At 71.3% G+C, this 23,769-nt stretch carries 19 protein-coding genes and 1 other RNA gene; 17 read left to right on the forward strand and 3 right to left on the reverse strand.

The genetic code is table 11. The annotated features are described in order from the left end of the window. The 3 genes from ACWGL3_RS19445 to ACWGL3_RS19455 form a co-directional block, all read right to left on the reverse strand. The coding region (locus ACWGL3_RS19445; RefSeq protein ID WP_452461634.1) for a Pr6Pr family membrane protein at positions 1 to 250 on the reverse strand (250 nt) is incomplete at its 3' end. Positions 251 to 264: 14 nt separating this feature from the next. Then, positions 265 to 1,725 carry a PTS transporter subunit EIIC gene (locus ACWGL3_RS19450; RefSeq protein WP_267948320.1) on the reverse strand — a complete coding sequence of 487 codons (1,461 nt, stop codon included), beginning with the start codon at positions 1,723 to 1,725 and terminating at the stop codon, positions 265 to 267. Between the two features lie 46 nt (positions 1,726 to 1,771). Next, complete coding sequence (locus ACWGL3_RS19455; RefSeq protein WP_267948321.1) at positions 1,772 to 2,509, reverse strand: GntR family transcriptional regulator; 738 nt, start codon at positions 2,507 to 2,509, stop codon at positions 1,772 to 1,774. A 281-nt stretch (positions 2,510 to 2,790) separates the two neighbouring features. Between ACWGL3_RS19455 and ACWGL3_RS19460 the strand changes: the two genes are divergently transcribed. The 17 genes from ACWGL3_RS19460 (at position 2,791) to ACWGL3_RS19540 (ending at position 23,557) form a co-directional block, all read left to right on the forward strand. Continuing rightward, the gene (locus ACWGL3_RS19460) at positions 2,791 to 3,813 is read left to right on the forward strand and encodes an SIS domain-containing protein (RefSeq protein ID WP_267950262.1); all 1,023 of its coding nucleotides are present in this window, start codon (positions 2,791 to 2,793) and stop codon (positions 3,811 to 3,813) included. Positions 3,814 to 3,929: 116 nt separating this feature from the next. Beyond that, on the forward strand, positions 3,930 to 4,199 hold the full coding sequence (locus ACWGL3_RS19465; protein WP_267950263.1) for a glucose PTS transporter subunit EIIB: 270 nt from the start codon (positions 3,930 to 3,932) through the stop codon (positions 4,197 to 4,199). A gap of 27 nt (positions 4,200 to 4,226) precedes the next feature. Continuing rightward, on the forward strand, positions 4,227 to 4,715 hold the full coding sequence (locus ACWGL3_RS19470) for a PTS sugar transporter subunit IIA (protein ID WP_267948322.1): 489 nt from the start codon (positions 4,227 to 4,229) through the stop codon (positions 4,713 to 4,715). Positions 4,716 to 4,852: 137 nt separating this feature from the next. After that, a complete protein-coding gene (locus ACWGL3_RS19475) occupies positions 4,853 to 6,529 on the forward strand; it encodes a glycoside hydrolase family 3 protein (RefSeq protein WP_267948323.1) in 1,677 nt (558 codons plus the stop codon). Positions 6,530 to 6,673: 144 nt separating this feature from the next. After that, positions 6,674 to 7,369: an HAD family hydrolase gene (locus tag ACWGL3_RS19480; protein ID WP_267948324.1), complete on the forward strand. Its 696-nt coding sequence runs from the start codon at positions 6,674 to 6,676 to the stop codon at positions 7,367 to 7,369. Positions 7,370 to 7,463: 94 nt separating this feature from the next. Then, a complete protein-coding gene (locus ACWGL3_RS19485; RefSeq protein ID WP_267948325.1) occupies positions 7,464 to 7,916 on the forward strand; it encodes a DUF6912 family protein in 453 nt (150 codons plus the stop codon). A 689-nt stretch (positions 7,917 to 8,605) separates the two neighbouring features. Then, positions 8,606 to 9,301 (forward strand): HAD family hydrolase, encoded by a 696-nt coding sequence (locus ACWGL3_RS19490; protein WP_267948326.1) that lies wholly within the window; start codon positions 8,606 to 8,608, stop codon positions 9,299 to 9,301. Between the two features lie 348 nt (positions 9,302 to 9,649). Continuing rightward, positions 9,650 to 14,518 carry an NAD-glutamate dehydrogenase gene (locus tag ACWGL3_RS19495; protein ID WP_452461635.1) on the forward strand — a complete coding sequence of 1,623 codons (4,869 nt, stop codon included), beginning with the start codon at positions 9,650 to 9,652 and terminating at the stop codon, positions 14,516 to 14,518. 103 nt (positions 14,519 to 14,621) lie between these two features. Next, positions 14,622 to 15,740, forward strand: coding sequence for a peptide chain release factor 2 (gene prfB / locus ACWGL3_RS19500; RefSeq protein WP_267948328.1), 1,119 nt, complete (start codon positions 14,622 to 14,624; stop codon positions 15,738 to 15,740). Positions 15,741 to 16,153: 413 nt separating this feature from the next. Next, a complete protein-coding gene (ftsE, locus tag ACWGL3_RS19505) occupies positions 16,154 to 16,843 on the forward strand; it encodes a cell division ATP-binding protein FtsE (RefSeq protein ID WP_267948329.1) in 690 nt (229 codons plus the stop codon). Between the two features lie 58 nt (positions 16,844 to 16,901). Beyond that, positions 16,902 to 17,813, forward strand: a complete 912-nt coding sequence (gene ftsX / locus ACWGL3_RS19510) for a permease-like cell division protein FtsX (RefSeq protein ID WP_267948330.1) — start codon at positions 16,902 to 16,904, stop codon at positions 17,811 to 17,813. A gap of 73 nt (positions 17,814 to 17,886) precedes the next feature. Beyond that, positions 17,887 to 18,354: an SsrA-binding protein SmpB gene (gene smpB / locus ACWGL3_RS19515; protein ID WP_267948331.1), complete on the forward strand. Its 468-nt coding sequence runs from the start codon at positions 17,887 to 17,889 to the stop codon at positions 18,352 to 18,354. Positions 18,355 to 18,377: 23 nt separating this feature from the next. After that, positions 18,378 to 20,321 carry a penicillin-binding transpeptidase domain-containing protein gene (locus ACWGL3_RS19520; protein WP_452461636.1) on the forward strand — a complete coding sequence of 648 codons (1,944 nt, stop codon included), beginning with the start codon at positions 18,378 to 18,380 and terminating at the stop codon, positions 20,319 to 20,321. A 430-nt stretch (positions 20,322 to 20,751) separates the two neighbouring features. Continuing rightward, positions 20,752 to 21,123: a transfer-messenger RNA gene (gene ssrA, locus ACWGL3_RS19525) on the forward strand. Positions 21,124 to 21,521: 398 nt separating this feature from the next. After that, positions 21,522 to 21,854: a PadR family transcriptional regulator gene (locus ACWGL3_RS19530; protein WP_267948333.1), complete on the forward strand. Its 333-nt coding sequence runs from the start codon at positions 21,522 to 21,524 to the stop codon at positions 21,852 to 21,854. Further along, the gene (locus tag ACWGL3_RS19535; RefSeq protein WP_267948334.1) at positions 21,851 to 22,621 is read left to right on the forward strand and encodes a DUF2812 domain-containing protein; all 771 of its coding nucleotides are present in this window, start codon (positions 21,851 to 21,853) and stop codon (positions 22,619 to 22,621) included. The genes ACWGL3_RS19530 and ACWGL3_RS19535 overlap by 4 nt, the downstream gene beginning before the upstream one ends. 132 nt (positions 22,622 to 22,753) lie before the next feature. Then, a complete protein-coding gene (locus ACWGL3_RS19540) occupies positions 22,754 to 23,557 on the forward strand; it encodes a class I SAM-dependent methyltransferase (protein ID WP_267948335.1) in 804 nt (267 codons plus the stop codon). Positions 23,558 to 23,769 lie beyond the last annotated feature (212 nt).

Genomic DNA, 23,769 nt, shown 5'->3' on the forward strand with positions numbered 1-23,769 from the left:
GGACGACCACCAGGAGTGTGTTGGTCACCGCGGTCGCGTATCCGTTTCGCGTGACGTCCAGGAACGGATACGGGTACCAGTCCGTCACGGCGCCGTGGGCCAAGTCCCACGGCGACTTCGGTACCTCCACCGGACCCGGCACCGACATCCACCACCTGCGCCCCACGGATGTCCAGGTCAACTCCACGCGCGGCAACAAGGACTTCGACGAGGGCGGCTCGGAGCTCTCCGACGCGCCCGGCAACTTCACCGACGGCGACTCGTTCAGCCCCGTCCGCCGCTCCCGGGGGAGGGGCCGTCCGCGCCGGAGCCGGAGGCCTCCCCGGCCGCACCCGGCACGGTGGGCGCCGCCGCGTTCTCCTCCGGGTCCGCCTCACGCCCCGGCGTGGGCAGGCGCAGGCGCGTGATCAGCACGTAGAAGATCGCGAAGTACGCCACGAAGTACAGCAGTCCCAGGAGCAGGATCAGCCCCAGGCCCTCCGTGTTGTCCTTGGACGCGTTCAGCAGCATGTCGATGAGTCCCGCTGAGAACCCGAACCCCAGTTGGGCGTCCAGCGCGTTCAGGATCGCCATCGAGAGCCCGGTGAGGACGATGTGCACCACGAACAGGGCGGGCGCGACGAAGATGAAGGCGAACTCGACGGGTTCGGTGATCCCCGTCGCGAAGGCGGTCAGCGCGGCCGGGATCATGATCGACCCGATCTGGGCGCGGCGCTCCCGGTGCGCGGCCAGCCACATGGCGAGCGCGGCCCCGGGCAGGCCGAACATGAGGACCGGGAAGAAGCCGGACAGCAGGCCCCCGGCGTCGGGGTCACCGGCGAAGTACCGGGTGATCTCCCCCTGGACGATCCCGTCGGGGCCCTCGTACGTGCCCGACACGAACCAGATGAACGAGTTCACCACGTGGTGCAGGCCCAGCGGCAGCAGGATGCGGTTGACGACGCCGTAGATGCCCGCGCCCAGGGCGCCCGCTCCGACGATGCTCTCGCCGAGGCTCTGGATCCATCCGCCCACGACCGGCCAGAGCAGCCCCAGCGCCACGCCCAGGAACAGGCCGGCCAGCGCCGTCACGATGGGGACGAAGCGGCGTCCGCCGAAGAAGCCGAGCCAGGTGGGCAGCTGGATCCGGTGGTAGCGCTGCCACAGCACGGCGGCGATCAGGCCGACGGCGATACCGCCCAGCACGTCGGTGGGGTTCTTGACCGCGTGGTTGATCATCTCGCCCACACCGGCCACCGCGTCGGGGTCGGTGAGCGGTTGCCGTGTCACCGGGTCGACCGGGAGCGGGTACGTGACCAGTCGCGACCCCAGGTCGCCCGTGGGGCCGTCGAAGGTGACCATCGTCCACGTGGCCACCCGGTCGAACACCAGGTAGCCGACGACCGCGGCCAGGGCGGTGGAGCCGTCCGCGCGCTTGGCGAAGCCGATCGCGACGCCCACGGCGAAGAGGAGGGGCAGGGCCTGGAACACCGCGTCGCCCGCGGTGCCGATGGCCCCGGCGACGGGGACCATCCATCCCATGCCCCGGAGCCCGGCCAGGCCGTCCGCGCCGAGCAGGTCCGGCTGGCCCAGCCGGAGCAGGATGGCGGCGGCGGGCAGCACCGCGATGGGCATCATCAGGCTGCGGCCGAGCCGTTGGAAGACGGCGAGGGCCGAGGAACCGGTCTTGCGGGTCCGTGCACCGCCCGCGGGGGCGGGTGGTGCGGGGGTCTGGTCCGAACTCATGGTGGGGGGTCCTCCCTCGGACGCGCGCCCCGCGGGCGCGGGGCGCTCAGTCGCCGTGCCGGCGCGGGTCCAGGCGGGAGTGCAGCTGGTAGCGGTCGGCACGGTAGGTGGACAGTGCCAGTTCCACGCACTGTCCCTTGGCGAAGCTGCGGCGCTGCATCACCAGCACCGGGCTTCCGGCGGGCAGACCGAGGAGCCGGGAGTCGGCCGAGTCGCAGATCCCGGCCTCGATGGTCTGTTCCCCGGAATCCAACAGGATGTCGAACTCGTTTTCCAGCACTTCGTAGAGGGAGCGCTCGGCGAGGTCGAAGTCCTCCAGCCCCGGAACCATGGCGGCGGGGATGTTGGAGCGCTCCACGGCCATGGGTTCGTCGTCGGCGGTGCGCATGCGCTCGATGTGGTGGACCAGGGTTCCCGGTGCGATGTCGAGCATGCGCGCGGTGTGCCCGCTGGCCGGGATGACCTGGCGGATCAGCTCGCGCGCGCCCGGCTCGAAGCCGCGTGCGCGCATGTCCTCGCTGAAGGAGGCCAGGACCAGGGACATCTCGATCTTGGGCCGGGCGATGAAGGTCCCCTTGCCGGGGACCCGGTAGAGCCGCCCCTCGGCCACCAGCAGGTCGATGGTCTGGCGGACGGTCATCCGCGACAGCGAGTACGTCGCGCTGAGCTCCCGTTCGGAGGGGATCATGTCGTCCACGCCCAGACCCGCCGCGGTGATCCAGTCCAGGAGGAGGTCGCGGAGTTGGCTGTACTTGGGCAGCGGGTTGTTGGGGTCGATCGACATGGCGAGCGGCCTTCTCGGTAGGCGGGTGGGGTCGGCGTCAGAACCTTAGCGCGGGAGGCCCGCCCGAACATCGGTCGAAGCCGGACATGACTGGTATAGTCCGGACTAGACCATAGCTCCATCCGCGTGTCAATCCACCCAACGGCAAGCGGTGTGAACCGGTATCGCGGCAGGCCGCGGCCCACCCGGTGCGGAGCGTCCAGCGCGGCCCCCGGCGCAAGACCCGGACCGCCCGTCACATCAGGGGAAGGTTCCGCATGACCACCACCACGACGAGCGTGATGCGCTCCGAGATCGCCGAGCAGCCCGAGGCGCTGCGCCGGACCTTCGCGGAGCTGCTGCCGCTGCGCTCCGAGGTCGAGGCGCTGGGCCGCACCACCAAGCACGTGCTGTTCATCGCGCGCGGCTCCTCCGACAACGCCGCCGTCTACGGCAGCTACCTCCTCCAGGCGCACGCGGGCCGCCTCGCGACCCTCGGCTCGCCCTCCATCGCCACCGCCTACGGCGCCAGGATCGACCTGTCCGACGTCCTGGCCGTCGCGATCTCCCAGTCCGGGAGGACCGAGGAGATCGTCGAGACCATGCGCTGGGCCGCCGACTGCGGCGCACGCACCGTCGGCGTCACCAACGGCGCCGACTCCCCCCTGGCCGCCGAGGCGGACGTCGCCCTGGTCACCCGCGCGGGGAGCGAGGTGGCGGTGCCCGCCACCAAGACCTACAACACCCAGCTGGCCGCTCTCGCGGTCCTCGCCCTGGGCCTGGGCGCCGACCTGGACCCCGCGGACCTGTCGCGCGTGCCCGACGCCATCGAGGAGACCCTGGCGGCCCCCGCCGACGCCCTGGAGGAGATCGTCGAGCGGATGGTCGCCGTGCAGGGAGCGGTCATCTCCGGGCGGGGCATGGCCTTCTCCACGGCGCTGGAGTCCGCGCTGAAGCTCAAGGAGGCCTGCTACCTCCACGCGATGGGCCTCTCCTACGCCGACCTCCTGCACGGCCCCATCGCGGTCGTGGACCCGCGGACCCCCGCACTGCTGATCGCCGCCCCCACCGGGCCGACCCTGGAGGGCACGGTCGCCCTCGCCGAGCGGGCCCGCTCCGCCGGGGCGCCCGTGTTCGGCTTCGGGGGCGGGGCCTCCCTCGCCGCCGCCAGCGACGTGTCCGTGCCCGTCCCGGACGTCCCCGAGTGGGTGTCGCCGATGAACCTCATCGTGCCCGCCCAGCTGCTCACCGAGCGCCTTGCCCGGCGCCTGGGCTACAACCCGGACGTCCCGCGGGGCCTCAACAAGGTCACCCAGACCGGCTGACCCTCCCGGTGCGGGGGCGGCGCCGCGGTCCGGGCGCCGCCCCAACACCCCGGCCCGCCCCCGGGCACTGGTGTGTGGCCTGCGCCACCCCTAAGCTCGCCTCAGGTCCCGGGGACATCCCCGTTCCCACGGCACAGCACGGAGGACACATGGCGGACAAGGCAGCGGCGATCGTCGCCGGGTTGGGCGGCGCGGGCAACATCGAGGACATCGAGGCCTGCATCACCCGCCTGCGCACCGAGGTGGCCGACCCCTCCCTCGTGAACGAGATCGCCCTGCGGGCGTCCGGCGCCCACGGGGTCCTCGTCTCGGGCAACGTCGTCCAGGTGGTGGTCGGCCCCGAAGCCGACGCCCTCACCGACGACATCCGCGACATCCTGGATTAACTCTCCCCGTGAGGGAAGGGAAACCCCATGTCAGACGTGATCGGCGCGCTCCGCGTGCTCTCCCCCGTGCCCGGAACCGCGCTACCCCTCTCCACCGTGCCCGACCCGGTGTTCTCCCAGGCCATGGTCGGTCCGGGGGTCGCCATCCACCCCGAACCCGGGCAGGAGGGCGGACAGGAGGGGCGGCAGGAGGCAGTCGCCCCCATCGCCGGGACCCTGGTGAAACTGCACCCCCACGCCTTCGTCGTGCTCTCCCACGACCAGGGCAGGGGCGTGCTCGTCCACCTGGGCATCGACACGGTCCAGCTCGCGGGGGAGGGGTTCACGCTCCTCGCCGCCGAGGGGGACGCGGTCGAGGCGGGCACACCGGTCGTCCGCTGGTCGCCGGGGAGCGTCGCGGCCCAGGGCAAGCCGTCGGTGGTGCCGGTGGTCGCCCTGGACGCGCGGCCCGGCGACCTCGGCGACGTCGCGAGCGGCGGGGTCGTCCTGGGAGACCTCCTCTTCACGTGGGGATGAACACCCGGCGCGCGGGCGGAACGGCCCGCGCGCCGAACTTCCCCGGCCGCCCGCGGTGGAGCCTCGGCCCCGCCCCGGCCGGGAGGGGGTAGTCTCCGGCGGCGAACCCCCATGATCCGCCGGAGATGAAGCCCGCCATGAAACTGCCCGTTCCGCACGCCCTGGCCCCGGCCTGCGTGGGACTAGCCCTGATCGCCACCGCATGTTCCACAGAGGAGGTGGGTTCCTCGCCGGAGGACAACGAACCCCAGCCGTCGCCCAGCGCGGAGCCCTTCGAACCGGTGCTCGCGCCGCGGCTTCTCGCGGACATGGACCTGGACGACAAGATCGGCCAGCTCCTCGTCCTGACGGCGCAGGGCACCTCGGCCGCCGAGAACGCCCTCATGATCGAGACCTACCGCCCCGGCGGGGTCATCTACTTCGACGCGAACCTCACCGACACCCAGCAGATCGCGACCATGTCCGCCGGGGTGCAGGAGCTCGCCGCCGAACAGGGGCAGGGCATCCCCCTGTTCATCGGCATCGACCAGGAGCAGGGCCTCGTCGTCAGGCTGCCCGTCGGCACCCGGTTCCCCGACGCCATGGCGGTCGGTGCCACCGGGGACCCCGAGCTGGCGGCCCTGCGCGCGTCCACCACCGCCGCCGAGCTGTCGGCCCTGGGCGTCAACCTCAACTACGCGCCCGACGCGGACGTCAACACCGACCCGAACAACCCGGTCATCGGCATCCGCTCGTTCGGATCCGACCCGGACCTGGTCGCGGAGATGGCCGTCACCGAGGCGAACGCCTACTCCGAGAACGGCGTGGCCTCTGCCGTCAAGCACTTCCCCGGCCACGGGGACACCGACGTCGACAGCCACAGCGGCCTGCCCGTCATCGACCTGCCGCGCGAGCAGTGGGAGGCCGAGCACCTGCCCCCGTTCAGGGCCGCCGTCGAGGCCGACGTCGACATGATCATGACCGCGCACGTCCTCATGCCCCGGCTGGACGGCGGGGAGGACCCCGAGCCGGCCACCCTCTCCCCGGCGCTCATCGACGGCATCCTCCGCGACGAGCTCGGCTACGACGGCGTGGTCACCACCGACGCCCTCAACATGGAGGGCGTGCGCCAGAGGCACGACGACGGCGAGATCGCCGTCCGCGTCCTGGAGGCGGGCGTGGACCAGCTGCTCATGCCGCCGGACCCGGCCGCCGCCGTCGCCGCGATCAGGACCGCCGTCGAGGAGGGCCGCCTGACCGAGGAGCGCATCGACGAGTCCGTGCTGCGGGTGCTCGCGCTCAAGGAGAAGCGGGGCGTGCTGGAGGCCGGCCCCGTCGACCCGGCCGCCGCGGGCGAGGTCGTGGACGACCCCTCCCACGTGGAGGCCGCCCAACGGGTGGCCGACGCCTCGGCGACCCTGGTGCGCAACGAGGGCGACCTGCTGCCCCTCTCAGAGGGGACCGCCGTGAGCGTGCAGGGCGTCGGCTCGGACGTCCTCTCCGAAGGGCTCACCGAGGCCGGGATGAACGTCGTGGCCGACGGCGCCGACGTGGTGGTCGTGGGCACCAACGGCGCACGCGGCTCCCAGGAGCAGCGCGGGATGGTCGAGTCCGCCCGCGCCCGGGGCCTCCCCGTCGTCGTGGTCTCCCAGGGCGGCCCCTACGACCTGGAGGCCTTCCCCGAGGTGGAGGGCTTCCTGGCCGTCTACTCCGCCGTGGACGTGTCGGCGAACGCCGCCGCACGCGTGATCGGGGGTCGGGTGAAACCGACCGGCAAGCTGCCCGTGGACATCCCCGGGGCCGGGGTCGACGCCGGAACCGGCCTCACCCTCTGAACCCGCCCCGGACCTGGTGGCCCGGGGAGCACCGCAGTGGTTGAAGCGGGCGGGGAACGGGAAGAACCGTTCCCCGCCCGGCCCTCCGTGCGTCCGGGAGGCCGGGCGGTGTCCCGGCACACGGACGGCCAAGGAGGCGATCGGATGGACGGCCGGACCAACGGCACCCGGCGAGGGGTCATCTCCGACTGGGGAGGCGTGCTCACCCCGCCCCTCGCGGAGGGGATCCGGGCCTGGCTGCACGCCGACCGGATCGACGTGGAGCACTACTACGAGGTCATGCGCCCCTACTTCGACGGCAGCCTCGCGGACGCCAACCCCGTGCACGCCCTGGAACGGGGCGAGGTCGACACGCGGGAGTTCGAGCGCGCCATCGCGGCGCTGCTGCGCTCCACCCACGGCGGCCCGGTCGTGGCCGAGGGGCTGATCCACCGCATGTTCTCCAACTTCGACCCCGTGCACGCCATGTACGAGGCGCTGCGCGGGGCCCGGCTCGGCGGCGCCGGCACCGCCCTCCTGTCCAACTCGTGGGGCAACGGCTACCCGCGCGAGCACTTCGAGTCGACCTTCGACGCCGTGGTGATCTCGGGCGAGGTGGGCATGCGCAAACCCGAGCACCGCATCTACCTGCACACCTGTGACCTCCTGGGGCTCCGGCCCGAGGACTGCGTGTTCATCGACGACCTGGAGCACAACGTCCGCACCGCCGAGGAACTCGGCATGACCGGGATCCTGCACACCGACGTGGCGCAGACGCAGCGGGCGCTCGACCGCTTCCTGGAGCCGGACGGCGACGGCGCGCCGCCCGCGGCCGACCGCCGGGGGCGCGCGGCGGCCTGACCGGGCGGCGGCGCCGCGCCCCCCGGCGCGTCCACCTCAGGTTCCTTGGCAGACTCGAGGGGTCCCGCCCACATCCAGGAGAGCAGCCGCGCCCATGTACGTCTTCCTGCCCAGCACCGTCCCCGCCCTCGCCGCGCTCCTGGAGGAGGGCCGCCTGGAGGGCGCCCCCCTGACGGCGTTCGCGGCCGACCCCGGCCCGGAGGGCGACGCCGAGGAGGCCGAGTACGAGGCCATGTACGCCGCCGCGGAGGAGTCCCTGGCCCTGCTGGCCGCCGACCCCGCCGCGCCCCGCCGCCGGGTGGTGCTGGCCGCGAACATGCCCGACGCCGTGGTCGAGCGGGAGGGCGGCGCGGCCGACGGGGTGGTCCGCGTGCGGGTCACCGCCGCCGTCCCCTACAAGAAGCTGGCCTCGGCGCACGTCGACGACCCCGCCGCGTCCGCCGACGTCGCCGCCGCCGCGGCGGAGCCCGGGTCCGGAGCCGCCGACGACCACGAGCTCATGTGGTTCGCCGTCCAGGAGCTCCGCCACCTCGTGTCCGGGGAGTGACGGGAGCACCCGGCAGGGCGGGTCCGTCCCGCCCTCCTGGGCGCGTCGTCCTCCCGGCGCCGCCCATTGCCCCGGTCGGTCCCACCGGGACGGTCACCTCCCTGGAGGGCGCCGCCCGGGTACGGACGGCGTTCGGGGTCTGGGACCACCCGGTGTAGGCACCCTCGTCCAGCCCGGGCCACCCCGAGTCCTCCAGTGCGGCGTAGGCCTTCGCCAACTCCTCCGCCGGATCGCGGGGTATTGGGGGTCCCGCTGTTCCGGAGCCGTGGGGGTGGAGGCTTTCAACTACCCCGTGGTGGAGGTCGCAGGTCCTCGCTTTCGCGAATCCCCGGCCCTGTCGAAGCCCTTTTGGGTTGGGGCCGCGCGGTCGCGCCCTCCCGCACCCCAACTGGTCCCGCCCCGGAGGCGACGCACCCCGCTCAGGGCCTGGGGGTTGTGGGCCCCGGTCCCGAGCGTGTGGACCCCGGCCACGGAGGGGTTTTCGCCGGCACCCCGTGGTGGCGGTGAAAACTCCTCCGTGGGCGGGGTTCGCCCGCCTGAGACCGGCGGCTCGGCGGGGTTTCGGACGGAGGTCCCGCTCTGGCACCCTGGCCGGGAGCGGGCGTGGTTTTCGCCGGGAAACGCCCATACGGCAAAATGGGCCCGTCCCTCCATCCCCGAACGCCGAGGAGTCAGCCATCAGCCGCCTGGTGCTATGGAACATCGACCTCACCCTCCTCGACGCGGGCCAGGTGATGAGGGCGGCCTACGCCGAGGCCTTCGAGAAGGTCACCGGCGAGCCGCTGGTCTACCTGACCTCGTCGGCGGGCCGGACCGACTCGGAGATGTTCTTCGAGTTCTGCGCCCGCAACTACGTCGACGTCGAACCCGACACGGCGGTCCTGGGCGAGTTCCTCGCCTCGCTGGAGGAGTCCTTCGGCAACCGCGCCGACGAACTCCTCTCCCGGGGCCGGGTCATGCCCGGCGCGGCGGCCTCCCTGGCCGCCGTCGCCTCCCTGCCCGACACGGTCCAGACCGTCGTCAGCGGCAGCACCCGGGTGAACGCCACGGCCAAGCTGGTCGCGTTCGGCCTGGACACCCACCTGAACCTGGCCATCGGCGGGTACGGGTCGGTCAACTACCCCAAGTCCAGCCTCATCCAGTCCATCAGGCTGCACGCCGCGGGCGAGGGGGGTCGGGCGTACACGGAGGCGGAGACGGTGTTCGTCACCGACTCGGCCCCCGACGTCCGCGCCGCGGTGATCGGCGGGGCCACCCCGGTGGCGGTCCTCAACGGGTCGACCACCGAGGGGCAGCTGCGCGACGCCGGGGCCCGCATCGTGCTGCCCGACCTGACCGACCCGCGGGCCGTGATGACGGCGGTCCACCAGGCGACCGCCGGGTGACGGCATGTTCGTTCCCGTGAGGGGCAGGACGGCCCCCGTGCGTACCGCCGACGACGACCGCAATCCAGTTCTAACAGTACGTAACCACCGTGTAACGGTGTTGGTCATGCCCTCGCGTCCGAAAAGCAGTAGCCTGGTCAGCGGACGAGGCCGGAACAACGAGGTCCCGCGCCTCGCTACTCCGCCGCCTGTGCGCACAGGCTCAACCCAACACCATGGTCGTGGGGTTCCTTGCGGCCCAAGGTCCTCACGTCGAATCACACCTATGCACAGAAGTTCACAGGTCATATGACCGGGTGTTCTCCCAGTGCGCGTGCGACGTTGCTCACAAAGGAGTGAGATAGCCACATGACCGGGCAATCCGACGTCATCCTCCAGAAGCTGCTCAGCGAGGCGGCCGCCAAGTGGTCCCCGGGGACGCGACTCAGTCCCGAGGAGGCCGACGCGGTGCGGCGCTTCCTGCCCCTCTACTACCGCCACACGGACCCCGAGGAGATCGCCGGGCGCACCCCGGAGCAGATCTGCGGTCCCGCCGGCGCCCACCGCGCCTTCGGCACCGAGCGCGCCCCGGGGCGGGCCAAGGTCCGCGTGTACACACCCGCCGCGGACCGCGACGGCTGGGAGCAGCAGACCAGCGTCGTCGAGGTCGTGACCGACAACGCGCCCTTCCTCGTCTCGTCCGTGACCATGGCGCTCAACGAGCTCGGCGCGGGCGCACGGCTGATCATCCACCCGCAGATGACCGTCGGCCGCGACCTCGCCGGCCGCCTGGTGAGGGTGGACCCGGAGCTCGGAGGGGAGGGCCTGCTCCCCACCGACGAGTCCTGGATGCACATCGAGATCGACCTGCAGTCCGACCCCGAGCGGGTCAAGGAGATCACCGACCGCGTGGAGAGCGTCCTCAACGACGTCCGCTACGTGGACGAGGACGCCGCCAAGATGAGCAACCGGGCCATCCGGATCGCCGACGAGCTCGCCGCGTACCCCGACCGACTCGCGGCCGGAGGGGTCGATCCGCGCGAGATCGGCGAGAGCGTCGACTTCCTGCGCTGGACGGCCAGCCGCCACTTCACCTTCATGGGCTACCGCGAGTACGCCCTGGTCACCGACGAGAACGGCGACGACTCCCTGCGCCCAGAGCCCGGATCCGGCCTCGGCGTCCTGCGCATGGACTCGCCCGCCTCCACCAGCTTCGCCGCCCTGCCCCCCGAGATCCGGGGCAAGGCCCGCGAGCCCTACATCCTGGTCCTCACCAAGGCCAACTCGCGGGCCACCGTCCACCGCCCCAAGTACCTGGACTACATCGGGGTCAAGAAGTTCGACGCCCAGGGCAACATCGTCGGCGAGCGCCGGTTCCTGGGGCTGTTCACCTCCCAGGCCAACACCACCAGCATCGCCCAGATCCCGATCCTGCGGCGCAAGCAGGCCGAGGTGCTGGCCCTGGCCGGGTTCGAGGCCGACAGCTACGACGGCTCCGACCTCATCGAGCTCCTGGAGACCTTCCCCCGGGAGGAACTCCTCCAGATCCCCGTGAACGAGCTGTACAACATCGTCCGCGGCGTCCTGCGCCTGCGCGACCGCCGCGGGACCAAGCTGTTCATGCGCCGTGACCCGTACGGCGGCCGCTACATGTCCTGCTTCGTGTACATGCCGCGCGACCAGTACAGCACCCGGGTGCGCCTCGACATCCAGAAGGTCCTCGCCGACGCCTTCCAGGGCGCCACGATGGACCACAACGTGCTGATCGGCGCCGCGCCGCTCGCCCGCCTGTACCTGGTGGCCCGCGCGGAGCACGGCCGGACCCTCGCCGACATCGACCAGGTCTCCCTCGAGGAGAAGGTCCGCAACGCCGCCCGCTCCTGGGACGCCGACTTCGACGACGCCCTCACGGAGGCCTTCGGCCCCGTCCGGGCCACCGCGTACAAGGAGCGCTACGGCAGCGGCATCACCGAGGCCTACAAGGTCGACAACGGCCCCGCCACGGCCGCCGGAGACATCGGCGTGCTGGAGGAGCTGATCGGGCGCACCGACCCCGACGAGCGGCACGGCGCGTTCTCCGCCAGCCTCTACCGGAGGGAGGAGGACGGTCCCCGCGCCTGGCGGTTCCGGCTCTACCGGATCGGCGAGCCCATCTCGCTGTCCCGCGTCCTGCCCGTCCTGGAGGACCTCGGTGTCGAGGTCGTGGACGAGTGGCCCTCCGACATCTCCGTGCAGGGCGTCGGCAAGGTGTGGGTCTACGACTTCGGCCTCGGCCCCATCCCCGAGTCCGACCTCCGGCCCGACCGCCTCAAGGCGCTGTTCGAGGAGGCCTTCGACGCCTCCTGGCGCGACCTCGGCGAGTCCGACCGGTTCAACGCCCTGGTCGTGCGGGCGGGGCTGGACTGGCGCCAGCTCACCGTCCTGCGCGCCTACGCCAAGTACCTGCGCCAGACCGGGTCCACGTTCACCCCGGACTACCTGGCCGACGTCCTCGTCGCCAACGTCGGGATCGCCAACCTGCTGGTCGAGCTGTTCGAGGCCCGCTTCGACCCCGACCAGTCCGACGCGGGCCGTGACGAGCGCGCCGACGCGATCATCCGCAAGGTCGAGGGCGAGCTGGAGGCCGTGGCCAGCCTGGACCACGACCGCATCCTGCGCTCCTTCCTGGCGGTCATCCGCGCCACCCTGCGCACCAACCACTACCAGGGGCGCCCCTACCTGGTGCTCAAGCTCAACCCGCAGGCGATCCCGGAGCTGCCCCACCCGCGGCCGCGGTTCGAGATGTTCGTGTACTCCCCCCGGGTGGAGGGCGTGCACCTGCGCTTCGGCTCGGTCGCGCGTGGCGGACTGCGCTGGTCCGACCGCTTCGAGGACTTCCGCACCGAGGTCCTCGGCCTGGTCAAGGCCCAGATGGTGAAGAACTCCGTGATCGTCCCCAGCGGGGCCAAGGGCGGGTTCGTCTGCAAGCGCCTGCCCGAGAACGGCACCCGCGAACAGGTCACGGCCGAGGTCGTCTCCTGCTACAAGGACTTCATCAGCGGCCTGCTCGACGTCACCGACAACCTCGTCGACGGCCGGGTGGTGCACCCCGAGCGCACCGTCCTGCACGACGGGGACGACTCCTACCTGGTCGTGGCCGCCGACAAGGGCACCGCGACCTTCTCCGACACGGCGAACGCCATCTCCACCGAGCGCGGGTTCTGGCTCGGCGACGCCTTCGCCTCGGGCGGCTCGGTCGGCTACGACCACAAGGCCATGGGCATCACCGCGCGCGGCGCCTGGGAGTCGGTCAAGTACCACTTCCGCGAGATGGGCGTCAACGTGCAGGAGGAGCCGTTCACCGCCGTCGGCGTCGGCGACATGTCCGGCGACGTGTTCGGCAACGGCATGCTCCTCAGCAAGCAGACCAAGCTGGTGGCCGCGTTCGACCACCGCCACGTCTTCCTCGACCCGGACCCCGACCCGCACACCTCCTGGACGGAGCGCAAGCGGCTGTTCGACCTGCCGCGGAGCACCTGGGAGGACTACGACCCCGCCCTGCTCTCCGCGGGCGGCGGAGTGCACCCGCGCACGGCCAAGTCCGTGCCGGTCACCCCGCAGGTGCGCGAGGTCCTGGGCATCGACGAGGACGTCGACTCGCTCACCCCGGACGAGCTGATCCGGCACATCCTCACCTCGCCGGTCGACCTGCTCTGGAACGGCGGCATCGGCACCTACGTCAAGGCCAGCACCCAGACGCACGCCGACGCCGGCGACAAGGCCAACGACCAGGTCCGCGTCGACGCCACGGAACTGCGCGTCAAGGTGGTCGGCGAGGGCGGCAACCTGGGCCTGACCCAGCCCGCCCGCATCGAGTTCGCCCGGGAGGGCGGCCGGGTCAACACCGACTTCATCGACAACTCCGCCGGTGTGGACACCTCCGACCACGAGGTCAACATCAAGATCATGCTCGACCGCGAGGTGCGGGCGGGCAGCCTCGGCAAGGGCGACCGGGACCAGCTGTTCATCGACATGACGGACGAGGTCGCCGACCTGGTCCTGGACAACAACTACGCCCAGAACACGGTCCTGGGAGCCGCGCGCAAGCAGGACCGGCAGATGCTGCACGTGCACGGCAGGTACATGCGGCACCTGGAGCGCACCAAGGTCCTCAAGCGCAAGCAGGAGGACCTGCCGTCGGACAAGACCCTCGCGGAGCGGCGTGCCGCGGGCAAGGGCCTGACCGGGCCTGAGTTCGCGACGCTGCTGTCGTACACCAAGATCAGCCTCAAGGACCAGATCGCCGCGTCCGACCTGGCCGAGGACCCGTACCTGGCCGACACCCTGACCGGTTACTTCCCCACGCCCCTGCGGTCGGAGCGCTTCGCCCGGGGCGTGGCCTCCCACCCGCTGAGGCGGGAGATCATCGTCAACCAGGTCGTCAACCAGCTCGTCAACCGCTCCGGGGTGACGTTCGCGTTCCGCCTCAACGAGGAGCTGGGATCCGGCGCCGCGGACATCGCCCGCGCGTTCCTGGTGGTCCAGGAGGTGCTCCAGCTCCGCAGGTTCTGGGGCGTGGTCGAGGAGCTGGACCACGAGATCTCGGTGGACAGCCAGCTGTCCCTCCTGCTGGAGACGCGCAAGCTGGCCGAGCGCTCCGCCCGGTGGCTGCTGCGCAACCGCACCTTCCCCTTCGACATCCGCAGCGAGATCGGCTTCTTCGCGGACGGCGTCGGGGAGGTGCTGCCGCGCCTGGTCGAGATGCTCCGCGGACGCGACCGCGAGGCGTTCACCGAGCGCCGCGACCGCTACATGGCGATGGGGGTGTCCTCCGGCCTCGCCGAGCGGGTCGCCGCCATGGTGCCCGCGTACTCCACCCTGGACCTGGTGGAGACCGCGCGCCGCACCGGCCGACCGGTCGCCAAGGTCGCGGAGCTGTACTTCGCCCTGGCCGACCGGCTCAACATCAGCTGGTGGCGCGAGCGCATCATCGACCTGCCGCGCGACGACAGGTGGGCCACGATGGCGCGTTCGGCGCTGCGCGACGACCTGTACGCCGCGCACGCCGACCTCACCGGCCGGGTCCTGGAGAGCGGGCCGTCGGAGGACGCCGACGAGCTGATCGCCGCCTGGCTGGCGCAGAACAGCGAGACGGTGGAGCGCGCCGGCATCACCCTGTCGGAGATCCAGGAGCACGAGCGGTTCGACCTGGCCACGCTGTCGGTGGCCCTGCGGTCCTTCCGCTCCCTGGTCGACTAGCCGGACCCGGCCCGGGGCGGGAGCCCCGGTCCCGGAGTGCCCGAGGGTCCCGCGCGACGCCGCGCGGGGCCCTGCCGCGTCCCGGGGACCTACACTGGGGACCGTGGCAGACATGGACCCAGCAGAGAAGATCAAAGAACTCGCGGCGACCCTGGCGAGCGTCTCCGCAGTGTTGGACCTGGAGGCGATGGGCACCCAGATCGCCGAGCTGCGCGAGCAGTCCGCGGACCCCGAGCTGTGGGCCGACCAGGACAACGCGCAGAAGGTGACGCGCCGCCTCTCCGTCCTGGAGTCCACGGTCAACAAGGTCAACGGCATCAGCCAGCGGCTCGACGACCTCGGCGTCCTCTTCGAGCTGGCCGAGATCGAGGACGACGCGGACACCAAGGACGAGGCCGACCGCGAGCTCGAGCAGCTGCGCAAGGAGATCGGCGAGCTGGAGGTGCGGACCCTGCTCAACGGCCCGCACGACGAGAGCGAGGCCATCGTCACCATCAACTCCCAGGCCGGCGGCGTGGACGCCGCCGACTGGGCGCAGATGCTCCAGCGCATGTACCTGCGCTGGGCGGAGCGGCACGGCTACCCCACGGAGGTCTACGAGACCTCCTACGCCGAGGAGGCGGGCATCAAGTCCACGTCCTTCGCGGTCAAGTCGGCCTTCGCCTACGGCACCCTGCGCGGCGAGCACGGCACGCACCGCCTGGTGCGCATCTCGCCGTTCGACAACCAGAACCGGCGCCAGACCTCCTTCGCGGGCGTCGACGTCGTGCCGATGGTCGAGAAGAGCGACCACATCGACATCGACGAGAAGACCGAGCTGCGCATCGACGTGTACCGCTCCAGCGGTCCGGGCGGCCAGGGCGTCAACACCACCGACTCGGCGGTGCGTATCACCCACCTGCCGACCGGGATCGTGGTGTCCTGCCAGAACGAGCGCTCGCAGCTGCAGAACAAGGCGACCGCCATGTCGATGCTCCAGTCCAAGCTCCTCGCACGCAAGCGCGAGGAGGAGCAGGCGGCGCTGGACGAGATCCGCGGCGACTCGGTGAGCAGCTGGGGGACCCAGATGCGCAACTACGTGCTCCAGCCCTACCAGAGCGTCAAGGACGTGCGCACCGGCATGGAGACCGGCAACACGTCGGCGGTGCTCGACGGTGAGATCGACGACTTCATCGACGCGGAGATCCGCTGGATGCGCAGCCGCGAGCGCCAGGACGGCTAGGCCGGGGTCCGCGGGCCGTTCCGGGCCCGCGTCCGCCGGGCCGAACCGCGTCACCCGCGGTCCGCGCCCGGGGAGGCCCCGGGGCCGCGCCCCGCAGCGGGGACACGCCCGGTCCCGGAACCGGTACCGCGGGTGTCCGTGCGGGGCCGGCGGGGGCACCGTAGCCCAATGGTGATGAGTACGACTCCGCAGTTTTACCGAAGTTGCTATATGTGAACGTTATCATCGGTTGACACCTCCGATATGCTCGTGGCTGCTGTCCGAGAGTGCACTGACGTTGCGGGCGAGACGCGACCTGGACAATCCGGGCCGCTCCCCCCTCTACACTGTCGGTTGGCCATGTGGCCGGTACGACCCGAGCGGAGTATCCTCCGCCAGGTCGCCCATACCTTCGAGAGCCTTGTGATGCGCCTGTGATCCACTTCGAGAACGTCACCAAGCAGTACCCGACCCAGAAGCGTCCCGCGCTCGACGGTGTTTCCATCGACGTGGACAAGGGCGAGTTCGTCTTCCTGGTGGGCCCGTCCGGCTCCGGAAAGTCGACCTTTCTCCGCTTGGTGCTCAAGGAGGAGAAGCCCGACAAGGGACGCGTCCACGTCGCCGGCAAGGACCTCGCGCGGCTTTCCAACTGGAAGGTCCCGCACCTGCGCCGACGCATCGGATGCGTCTTCCAGGACTTCCGACTCCTGCCGAACAAGAACGTCTTCGAGAACGTCGCCTTCGCCCTGGAGGTCATCGGCAAGCCGCGGCGCTTCATCCGCAAGGTCGTGCCCGAGGTCGTCGAACTCGTCGGCCTGGAGGGCAAGGCCGGGCGCATGCCCAACGAGCTCTCCGGTGGTGAGCAGCAGCGCGTGGCCATCGCCCGCGCCTTCGTCAACCGCCCGCAGATCCTGCTGGCCGACGAGCCCACCGGAAACATCGACCCCGCGACCTCCATCGGCATCATGAAGGTGCTGGACCGAATCAACCGCACGGGCACCACCGTCGTCATGGCGACACACGACGCCGCCATCGTCGACTCGATGCGCAAGCGCGTGATCGAGCTTGAAGAGGGCCTGGTAGTGCGCGACCAGACGCGCGGCGTCTACGGCCAGGCGTACTGACCTCCTTGCTGCGAGGACCGGCGCGGCAAAGCCCCGAAGGATGGACCTTTAACAGATCATGCGAGCACAATTCGTTCTCTCCGAGACGTGGATCGGCCTGCGTCGAAACCTGACGATGACCATCGCCGTCATCACGACGGTGGCCATCTCCCTCAGCCTGTTCGGTGCCGGTCTGCTGGTCAACCAGCAGGTCTCCGAGATGCGCACCTACTGGGACGAGCGGATCACGCTGACCGTCTACATGTGCACCGACATCTCGCCGACCAGCATCTGCGAGGAGAACGGCGCGGCGACGGAGGAGGACCGCACCGAGCTGGCCGCCAAGCTGGACGGCATGAACGAGGTCGACGGCTACGAGTACCTGACCCCGGCCCAGGCCTGGCAGGACTTCCAGGACCGGCTCGGCGCCTCCAACGAGGCCCTGGCCGGCGCCGCCCAGGAGGGCGACATCCCGGACAACTACCGGGTGCAGCTCACCGACCCGTCGCACTACGACACGGTGCGCGCGGCGGTCCAGGGGTCGCCCGGCGTCGACAGCGTCTCCAACGACAGGGGCCTGCTGGAGCAGTTCTTCGGTCTGCTGGACGTCCTCAAGTGGGCCGCCCTGGTCGTCGCCCTCGTGCAGCTGGCCGCGGCCGCGCTGCTGATCGGCAACACGATCAGGCTCTCCGCCTACAGCCGCCGCCGGGAGACCGGCATCATGCGGCTGGTCGGCGCGTCCAACTTCTACATCCAGCTGCCGTTCCTCCTCGAGGGCGCGATCGCCGGTTTCGCCGGCGGTCTGATCGCCTCCGGGTTCATCGTGGCCACACGGTTCACGCTGCTCACCCGGATCGAGGAGTGGTTCCAGTTCGACGTCGCCCTCGGCACGGGCGCGCTGATGTACGTCATCGGCGTGTCGATGATCCTCGGTGTGCTGCTGTGCGCCGTGACCTCGTTCCTCACCCTGCGCCGCTACCTGAAGGTCTGACGCGGCCGCCGAGGGGCGGAAAGACCACAACCGGGGGGCCTCGTGCCCCCCGGACGTATGAAGGGACAGACCTGTGGCACGGGAAACCGGGCACAAGCTCATCGCGCAGAACAAGCGAGCCCGGCACGACTACCACATCGACGAGACCTACGAGGCGGGTCTGGTCCTCACAGGCACCGAGGTCAAGTCGCTCCGGCAGGGCCGGGCCTCCCTCGTCGACGGCTTCGCCCACATCAACGACGGCGAGGTGTGGCTGGAGAACGTGCACATCCCGGAGTACTCGCAGGGAACCTGGACCAACCACGCGGCCCGGCGATCGCGTAAGCTACTCCTGCACCGCGAGCAGATCTCCCGGCTCATCGGGAAGACCCGGGAGCCCGGTCACACGCTGGTACCGCTTTCCCTGTACTTCAGCGACGGCCGGGCCAAGGTCGAGATCGCTCTGGCCCGCGGTAAGCGTGAGTACGACAAGCGCCACGACATCGCCGAGCGCGAGGCGAAGCGGGACATGGAACGCGCGCTCCGCCGCCGCAACCGATGAGGCGCCCGAAAGGAACACACACGGTGTCCCCCCGTCCCCTTGGCCGGTTCACGGCCGTCGGCAGCGCACTGATCCTCGCCGCCACCCTGGCCGCCTGCACACCGAACCCCAGTCCGGAGGTGGCGGTCAGGTCCTTCCTGCTCGCCTGGCAGGACGGGGACCACGAGGGGGCCGCGGCGTACACCGACGGCGACCCCGAAGAGGTCGCGGGCGCGCTCACGGACATGCGCGAACAGCTCGACCTGGCGTCCCTGCGCTTCGGCCTGGGCCCCATCACCCGTGACGGCGACGCGGCCGACGCCGAGTTCGAGGTGCACGCGGACCTCGGCATCGGCGACCCGACATGGAACTACACCGGCCGCATGCCCCTGGTGTGGGGCGCGGACGGCTGGAAGATCAGCTGGTCGTCGAGCGTCCTGCACCCCGACCTCAGCGAGAACGAGCGGCTGGCGGTCAGCTACGAGAGCCAGGAGCGCGGGCAGATCCTCGACCGCGAGGGCGAGCCGCTGGTCTCCGCGGACAGCGTGACCGCGTTCGGCGTGTTCCCCGCCGAGATGGAGGACAAGGAGGCCGGGGTCACCCAGCTCGCCGAACTCCTGGAGGAGGACCCCGACCCGCTCCTCAACCGCGTGCGCTCCGCCCCGCCCGAGCAGTTCCAGCCGCTCGTGCTCATGCGCGGCTCCAGCGTCGACGAGAACCTGCTGAGCGAGGCCGGGAGGATCTCCGGCGTCGACACGCAGGAGGTCGAGATCAACCTGACGCCGTCGATGGCGCCGTTCCTGCTGGGCGAGGTCGCCGGCACGTCCGAGCACCGGGTGTCCGCCCGTGTGCCGGGCCCCTACCAGGCGGGCGACACGATCGGGCTGAGCGGCCTCCAGAACATCTTCCAGCACGAGCTGGCGGGCTCCGGCACCACCCAGGTCGTCTCCCTGGACGACGGCGGAGAGGTCACCGACGTCCTCGACTCGTGGGCGGGGGAGCTCAGCGGGGTCATCGACACGACCCTGGACTCGGGCGTGCAGCGCGCCGCGGAGACGGCCCTGGAGACCCTGCCCGACAACGGCTACCTGGTGGCCGTGGACGCCGCCAGCGGCGAGGTCCTGGCAGCCGCCAACGCCTCCGGCAACACCACCGACGACGCGGCCCTCACCGGCTCCTACGAGCCCGGGGGAGCCTTCACGATGGTGTCGGCCCTGGCGGCGCTGGAGTCCGGCGCCACCACGCCCGACGGCGTCGTGCCGTGCGGTTTCTCGGCCGAGGTCGGCGGACGGACCTACGTCAACCCCAGCAGCGGGTTCCTGTCCGGGGAACCGGACCTGGCCCGCAACCTGGCCTTCATCTGCAACGTCGGGTTCGTGGAACTCGGCTCCGAGGTGGGGGCCGACGCCCTGGCCGAGACGTCGCAGAAGCTGGGCATCGGCGCCGAGTGGCAGCTGCCCGTCCCCGCGTCCTCCGGCGCCGTCTCCATCGGCGGCGCCGACGAGGACGTCGCCTCCGCCATGATCGGCGAGCACGGCGTCCGGGTGAGCCCGCTGAGCATGGCGCTCGCGGCGGGCGCCGTCGCCGACGGCACCTGGCACGCCCCCACCCTGGTCCGGCAGGAGGGCCCGTCCCCGGCCGGGGCCGAGGCCCTGGACGAGGCCCACCTCGAGGTGGTGCGCACGGGGATGCGCGACGCCGTCGTCAACCGGATGCCCGAACTGCTCGCCGGCGGGGGAGAGGTGTACGGGCAGGCCGCCCGCACCGAGCAGGACGGCACCGCGCTGCACTGGTTCGTGGGCTACAAGGACGGGATCGCCTTCGCGGTCCTGGCCGAGGTGGACCCGAGCATGACCGCGTGGTCGCAGTACGCGGTGGACGCCACGAACGTCTTCCTCAACACCCTGGCCTCCGGCTCTCCCGCCGAGGGGACGGTCCCGCTGGACGGGGCCGAGCTCACCGGCGGCGAGGAGCAGGTCGGCTGGTAGCGGCCGGCGGGGCGCAGGCCCCGCCCTGTCGCGGCCGGCGGTCCCCGGCGGGCGGCGGGTCCGCGCAGGCCAAGGAGCGGCAAAGAACGGTCCCCCCGGGCAACTCCCGGGGGGACCGCTCGCGTCTTCCCCTGTGACTGGGACCGCCACGGGGGTAGCGGACCAGTACGTGGGGCAGGACCTCATCTCGGGGGAGATCCTGCCGGTTCCCACGAGGTCGGCCGGACCCTGCCGACCGCCCCCCGTGAGCCGCGTCGACCACTTCTCGCGTCCGCGCTCACGGGGGTTCTCCGCGTCCGGGAGGATTCGGGGCCCCGGACGGGAATCAGCTTGGCCCCCGTGCCGTTGTAAGGGTAGAGTGACGGACGCACGGGCGTTCGACGCTCGCGTGTCGGCCGACCGTCTGACGGGAGGCTTTGACAATTTCACAGGGGGTGATCGGTTTCGACTTCGGTAGTCGTTCCAGGGGAAGCGGGTCGAGGGTTGCGTTTGTGACCTCGTTAATCCTGCATTCGCATAAACACAAGTGCCAATTCTAAGCGCACTGAGTTCGCTCTCGCTGCCTAAGCGATAGCGTCTCTGTCGACCTGAGCATGTCATCGGCCCAGGACTCGGCATCAACAAGGTGACTTACCGCTCAGATCAGGCCACGGGGCCTGAGCGGGACATTTTCGTGGCTGGGCCTGTCAGCGATGTGTCTGTGCAAGCGCTGGGGCCGAGTAGAACGACAGCGCAGACTGCACCCGGAGAAGCCCTGGCTCGGTGCTGAAGGACGCGGGTTCGATTCCCGCCACCTCCACTCGATGACGGGACGGTCCCGTGCGACGGCTCATGCCGCCGCGCGGGGCCGTCCCGTCGTTGTGTCCGTGGACGCCTTCCCGGACCCGGCGCGAGGCTTCGCCTCGCGGTTCGCGGCCGGTTCGCGTCACCCCTGTTCCATGACGGCACGGCCCCGCCCGCGCGTGATCGCGCTCGCGGGGCCGTCCGTCGTTCCGGGCCCCGGTCCGCCGCAGTCGGCGGGCCGGGGCCCTTCGTGTGCCCGGACCTGTATCTGTGCAGCGATGCCACCTAGGTTGTAACTCTGACTAGGTGGCGATACTGTCTAGGTAGTGAAGTCGAGCCACTGCTGGTGGCGGAGGCGAGGGGGAGCAGGTTCCGGATGACCGGTGCGTGCGGTTCCCGACGGAGGAGGACGCACGCATGGACCGCCGCGCGAGCTGGCTCAAGGGGGTGCTGGACCTCCTGGTCCTGGCCACCCTGACCGAGGGGGAGAGCTACGGCTACGAGATCTCCAAGCGCTTGGACGGGAGCGGGTTCGGCAGGATCCGCGGAGGCACGCTCTACCCGGTGCTCAACCGGTTGGAAGAGGCCGGGCTGGTCGTCGCGGAGTATCGCGCCGCGCCGAAGGGGCCCGGCCGCCGCTACTACACACTGACCGACGGTGGACGTGCCTTCCTGCGGGAGCAGGGCGCGGCCTGGATGGAGTTCGACGCCTCGGTGCGCTCGGTACTCGTGGACGGAGAGACTGCATGAGCGACTACTTCGGAGCCCTCGCCGCACGGCTGCGGGAGCACGGCGTGGACGGTGAGCGGTCCCGGGCGCTGCTGGACGACCTCTCCGCCCACGCGGCGGAGAGCGGTGCGGACCCCGAGGAGGAGTTCGGCCCGGTGGAGGAGTTCGCCTCGGCGCTGACCCGCGCCTCCGGCGAGGTGGACTCCGGCGGTACCGGGGCCGACCCGGAGGACGAGGCCCTCGTGTGGACCGCAGACGCCTTCGAGGCGCCCGCCCGGCTCAACGAGATGGGCGCCCAGGGATGGGAGGTGGAGCGGGTGGACAGGCTCGGCCGCTTCGTCAGCCGGAGGTCCGCGGAACGGCCCCAGACGTGGGAGTACCGCCAGGAGGTCGGCTCCGGGCGCGCGGACCGTGAAATCCTCGGGGACCGGCTGGCGCCCGGGGGCTGGGAGCCGTGCGGGCGCTGGTCCGTCCTCTCCTACTTCAAGCGTCCCGGTGCGGTCACCGCGGGGCCCGGCGCGGAGTTGGACTCCCCGCCGGCGCCCGGCGGACGCCGCTACTTCTTCGGCCGCAAGGGGGTGCTCGTCATCGGAGCCTCCCTCACGGTCGCCCTCGTCGCGGGCGGGTGGTCGGTGCTGAACCTGGTGTCCGGCGTCGCCGACGCGGAGGGCGCCGCGGACCTGGCCGGGTTCGCCACCGGGGCCGTGGTGGGGGCGATCGCCGTCCTCCTCCCGGTCTGGGGCGCCGTCCGCCTGGCGGCGGCCCGGCGGGAGCGCTCCGGAGGCTGAGGGGGCTCCCGGGCGCGCGCCCGCGGCGCCCCGGCCTCCCTTCCGCCGCCGGGTCGGAAGAAGTAGCCTCGTGGTCCCCTGGCCCGCGACCCGGCGGGCACGCGGAGCGCCTTCGACACGAGAGTTCTGCCGATGCCGAACAAGACAGCCGAGTCCCTCAACGCGAACCGTTCGTCCCTGGCGCACAAGGTGCGCTACGCGTTGCGCAACCCCGGAAGGGTGGTGCCCTATGTGCGCCGGTCCGTCCGGGACTGGAGACTGCGGATGGCCCACCGCGACCACGTGGACTACTACCGGGCGGTGATGGCCTCCGACGCGGCCAGGGACCCCAGGGCCGCGGTGGGCAGCCGGAACGAGGAACGCTGGCTGGCCCTGGGGCGGATGCAGTTCGACTACCTGGTCGAGCACGGCCTCGAACCCGGGCACCGGATGCTGGACATCGGCTGCGGCAACCTGCGGGCGGGGTGGCGGCTGATCGACTACCTGGACGAGGGGGGCTACTACGGGATCGACATCTCCCCGGACATCCTCATCGCCGCCAAGGGGGTCCTCGTGGAGCGGGGGCTCCAGTCCAAGCTGCCGCACCTGACGATCACGCGGGACCTGACGTTCTCGTTCCTGCCCGAGGGCCGCTTCGACGTGGTGCACGCGCACAGCGTGTTCTCCCACTCGCCGATCGAGGTGATCGACGAGGCCCTGGCGAACGTGGAGAGGATCCTGGCGCCGGGCGGGTTCTTCGACTTCACGTTCGACCGGACCGAGGGCGAGGAGCACCAGGTGCTGCGCGAGGACTTCTACTACCGCACCGACACGCTGATCGCCCTGGCGGAGAAGCACGGGCTCGACGCGCGCTTCATGGAGGACTGGGAGGAACGGCCGCACGGCCAGTCCAAGATCCGCGTCACCGCCCGTGGGCCCCGGTCCGAGGCAGGCTGAGGCAGGGGTCCTGTCCGCGCCACCGGGGCCCGGCGGCCGCTGTCCCGAGCCGTCCGCTCCTGATGAATCTACGTCGTAAAGGCCGCAGGGGGTGCCATGCCCCGTTCCGATGGGGCGGCCGGTCCCGGTGCGTACCCACGTGCGGCGCGGACGCGTCGCCGCGGCGCCTCCCGGCGGCCCGGTCCCGGGCACGGACGGGGGCGGCGCCGAGC

The sequence above is a fragment of the Nocardiopsis sp. NPDC055824 genome, assembly GCF_053616335.1.

Coding starts and splice junctions, on each gene's coding strand:
- ACWGL3_RS19450 (WP_267948320.1), bottom strand. CDS start 1,725: ATGAGTTCGGACCAGACCCCCGCACCACCCGCCCCCGCGGGCGGTGCA.
- ACWGL3_RS19455 (WP_267948321.1), bottom strand. CDS start 2,509: ATGTCGATCGACCCCAACAACCCGCTGCCCAAGTACAGCCAACTCCGC.
- ACWGL3_RS19460 (WP_267950262.1), top strand. CDS start 2,791: ATGCGCTCCGAGATCGCCGAGCAGCCCGAGGCGCTGCGCCGGACCTTC.
- ACWGL3_RS19470 (WP_267948322.1), top strand. CDS start 4,227: ATGTCAGACGTGATCGGCGCGCTCCGCGTGCTCTCCCCCGTGCCCGGA.
- ACWGL3_RS19475 (WP_267948323.1), top strand. CDS start 4,853: ATGAAACTGCCCGTTCCGCACGCCCTGGCCCCGGCCTGCGTGGGACTA.
- ACWGL3_RS19480 (WP_267948324.1), top strand. CDS start 6,674: ATGGACGGCCGGACCAACGGCACCCGGCGAGGGGTCATCTCCGACTGG.
- ACWGL3_RS19485 (WP_267948325.1), top strand. CDS start 7,464: ATGTACGTCTTCCTGCCCAGCACCGTCCCCGCCCTCGCCGCGCTCCTG.
- ACWGL3_RS19495 (WP_452461635.1), top strand. CDS start 9,650: ATGACCGGGCAATCCGACGTCATCCTCCAGAAGCTGCTCAGCGAGGCG.
- ftsX (WP_267948330.1), top strand. CDS start 16,902: ATGCGAGCACAATTCGTTCTCTCCGAGACGTGGATCGGCCTGCGTCGA.
- ACWGL3_RS19530 (WP_267948333.1), top strand. CDS start 21,522: ATGGACCGCCGCGCGAGCTGGCTCAAGGGGGTGCTGGACCTCCTGGTC.
- ACWGL3_RS19535 (WP_267948334.1), top strand. CDS start 21,851: ATGAGCGACTACTTCGGAGCCCTCGCCGCACGGCTGCGGGAGCACGGC.
- ACWGL3_RS19540 (WP_267948335.1), top strand. CDS start 22,754: ATGCCGAACAAGACAGCCGAGTCCCTCAACGCGAACCGTTCGTCCCTG.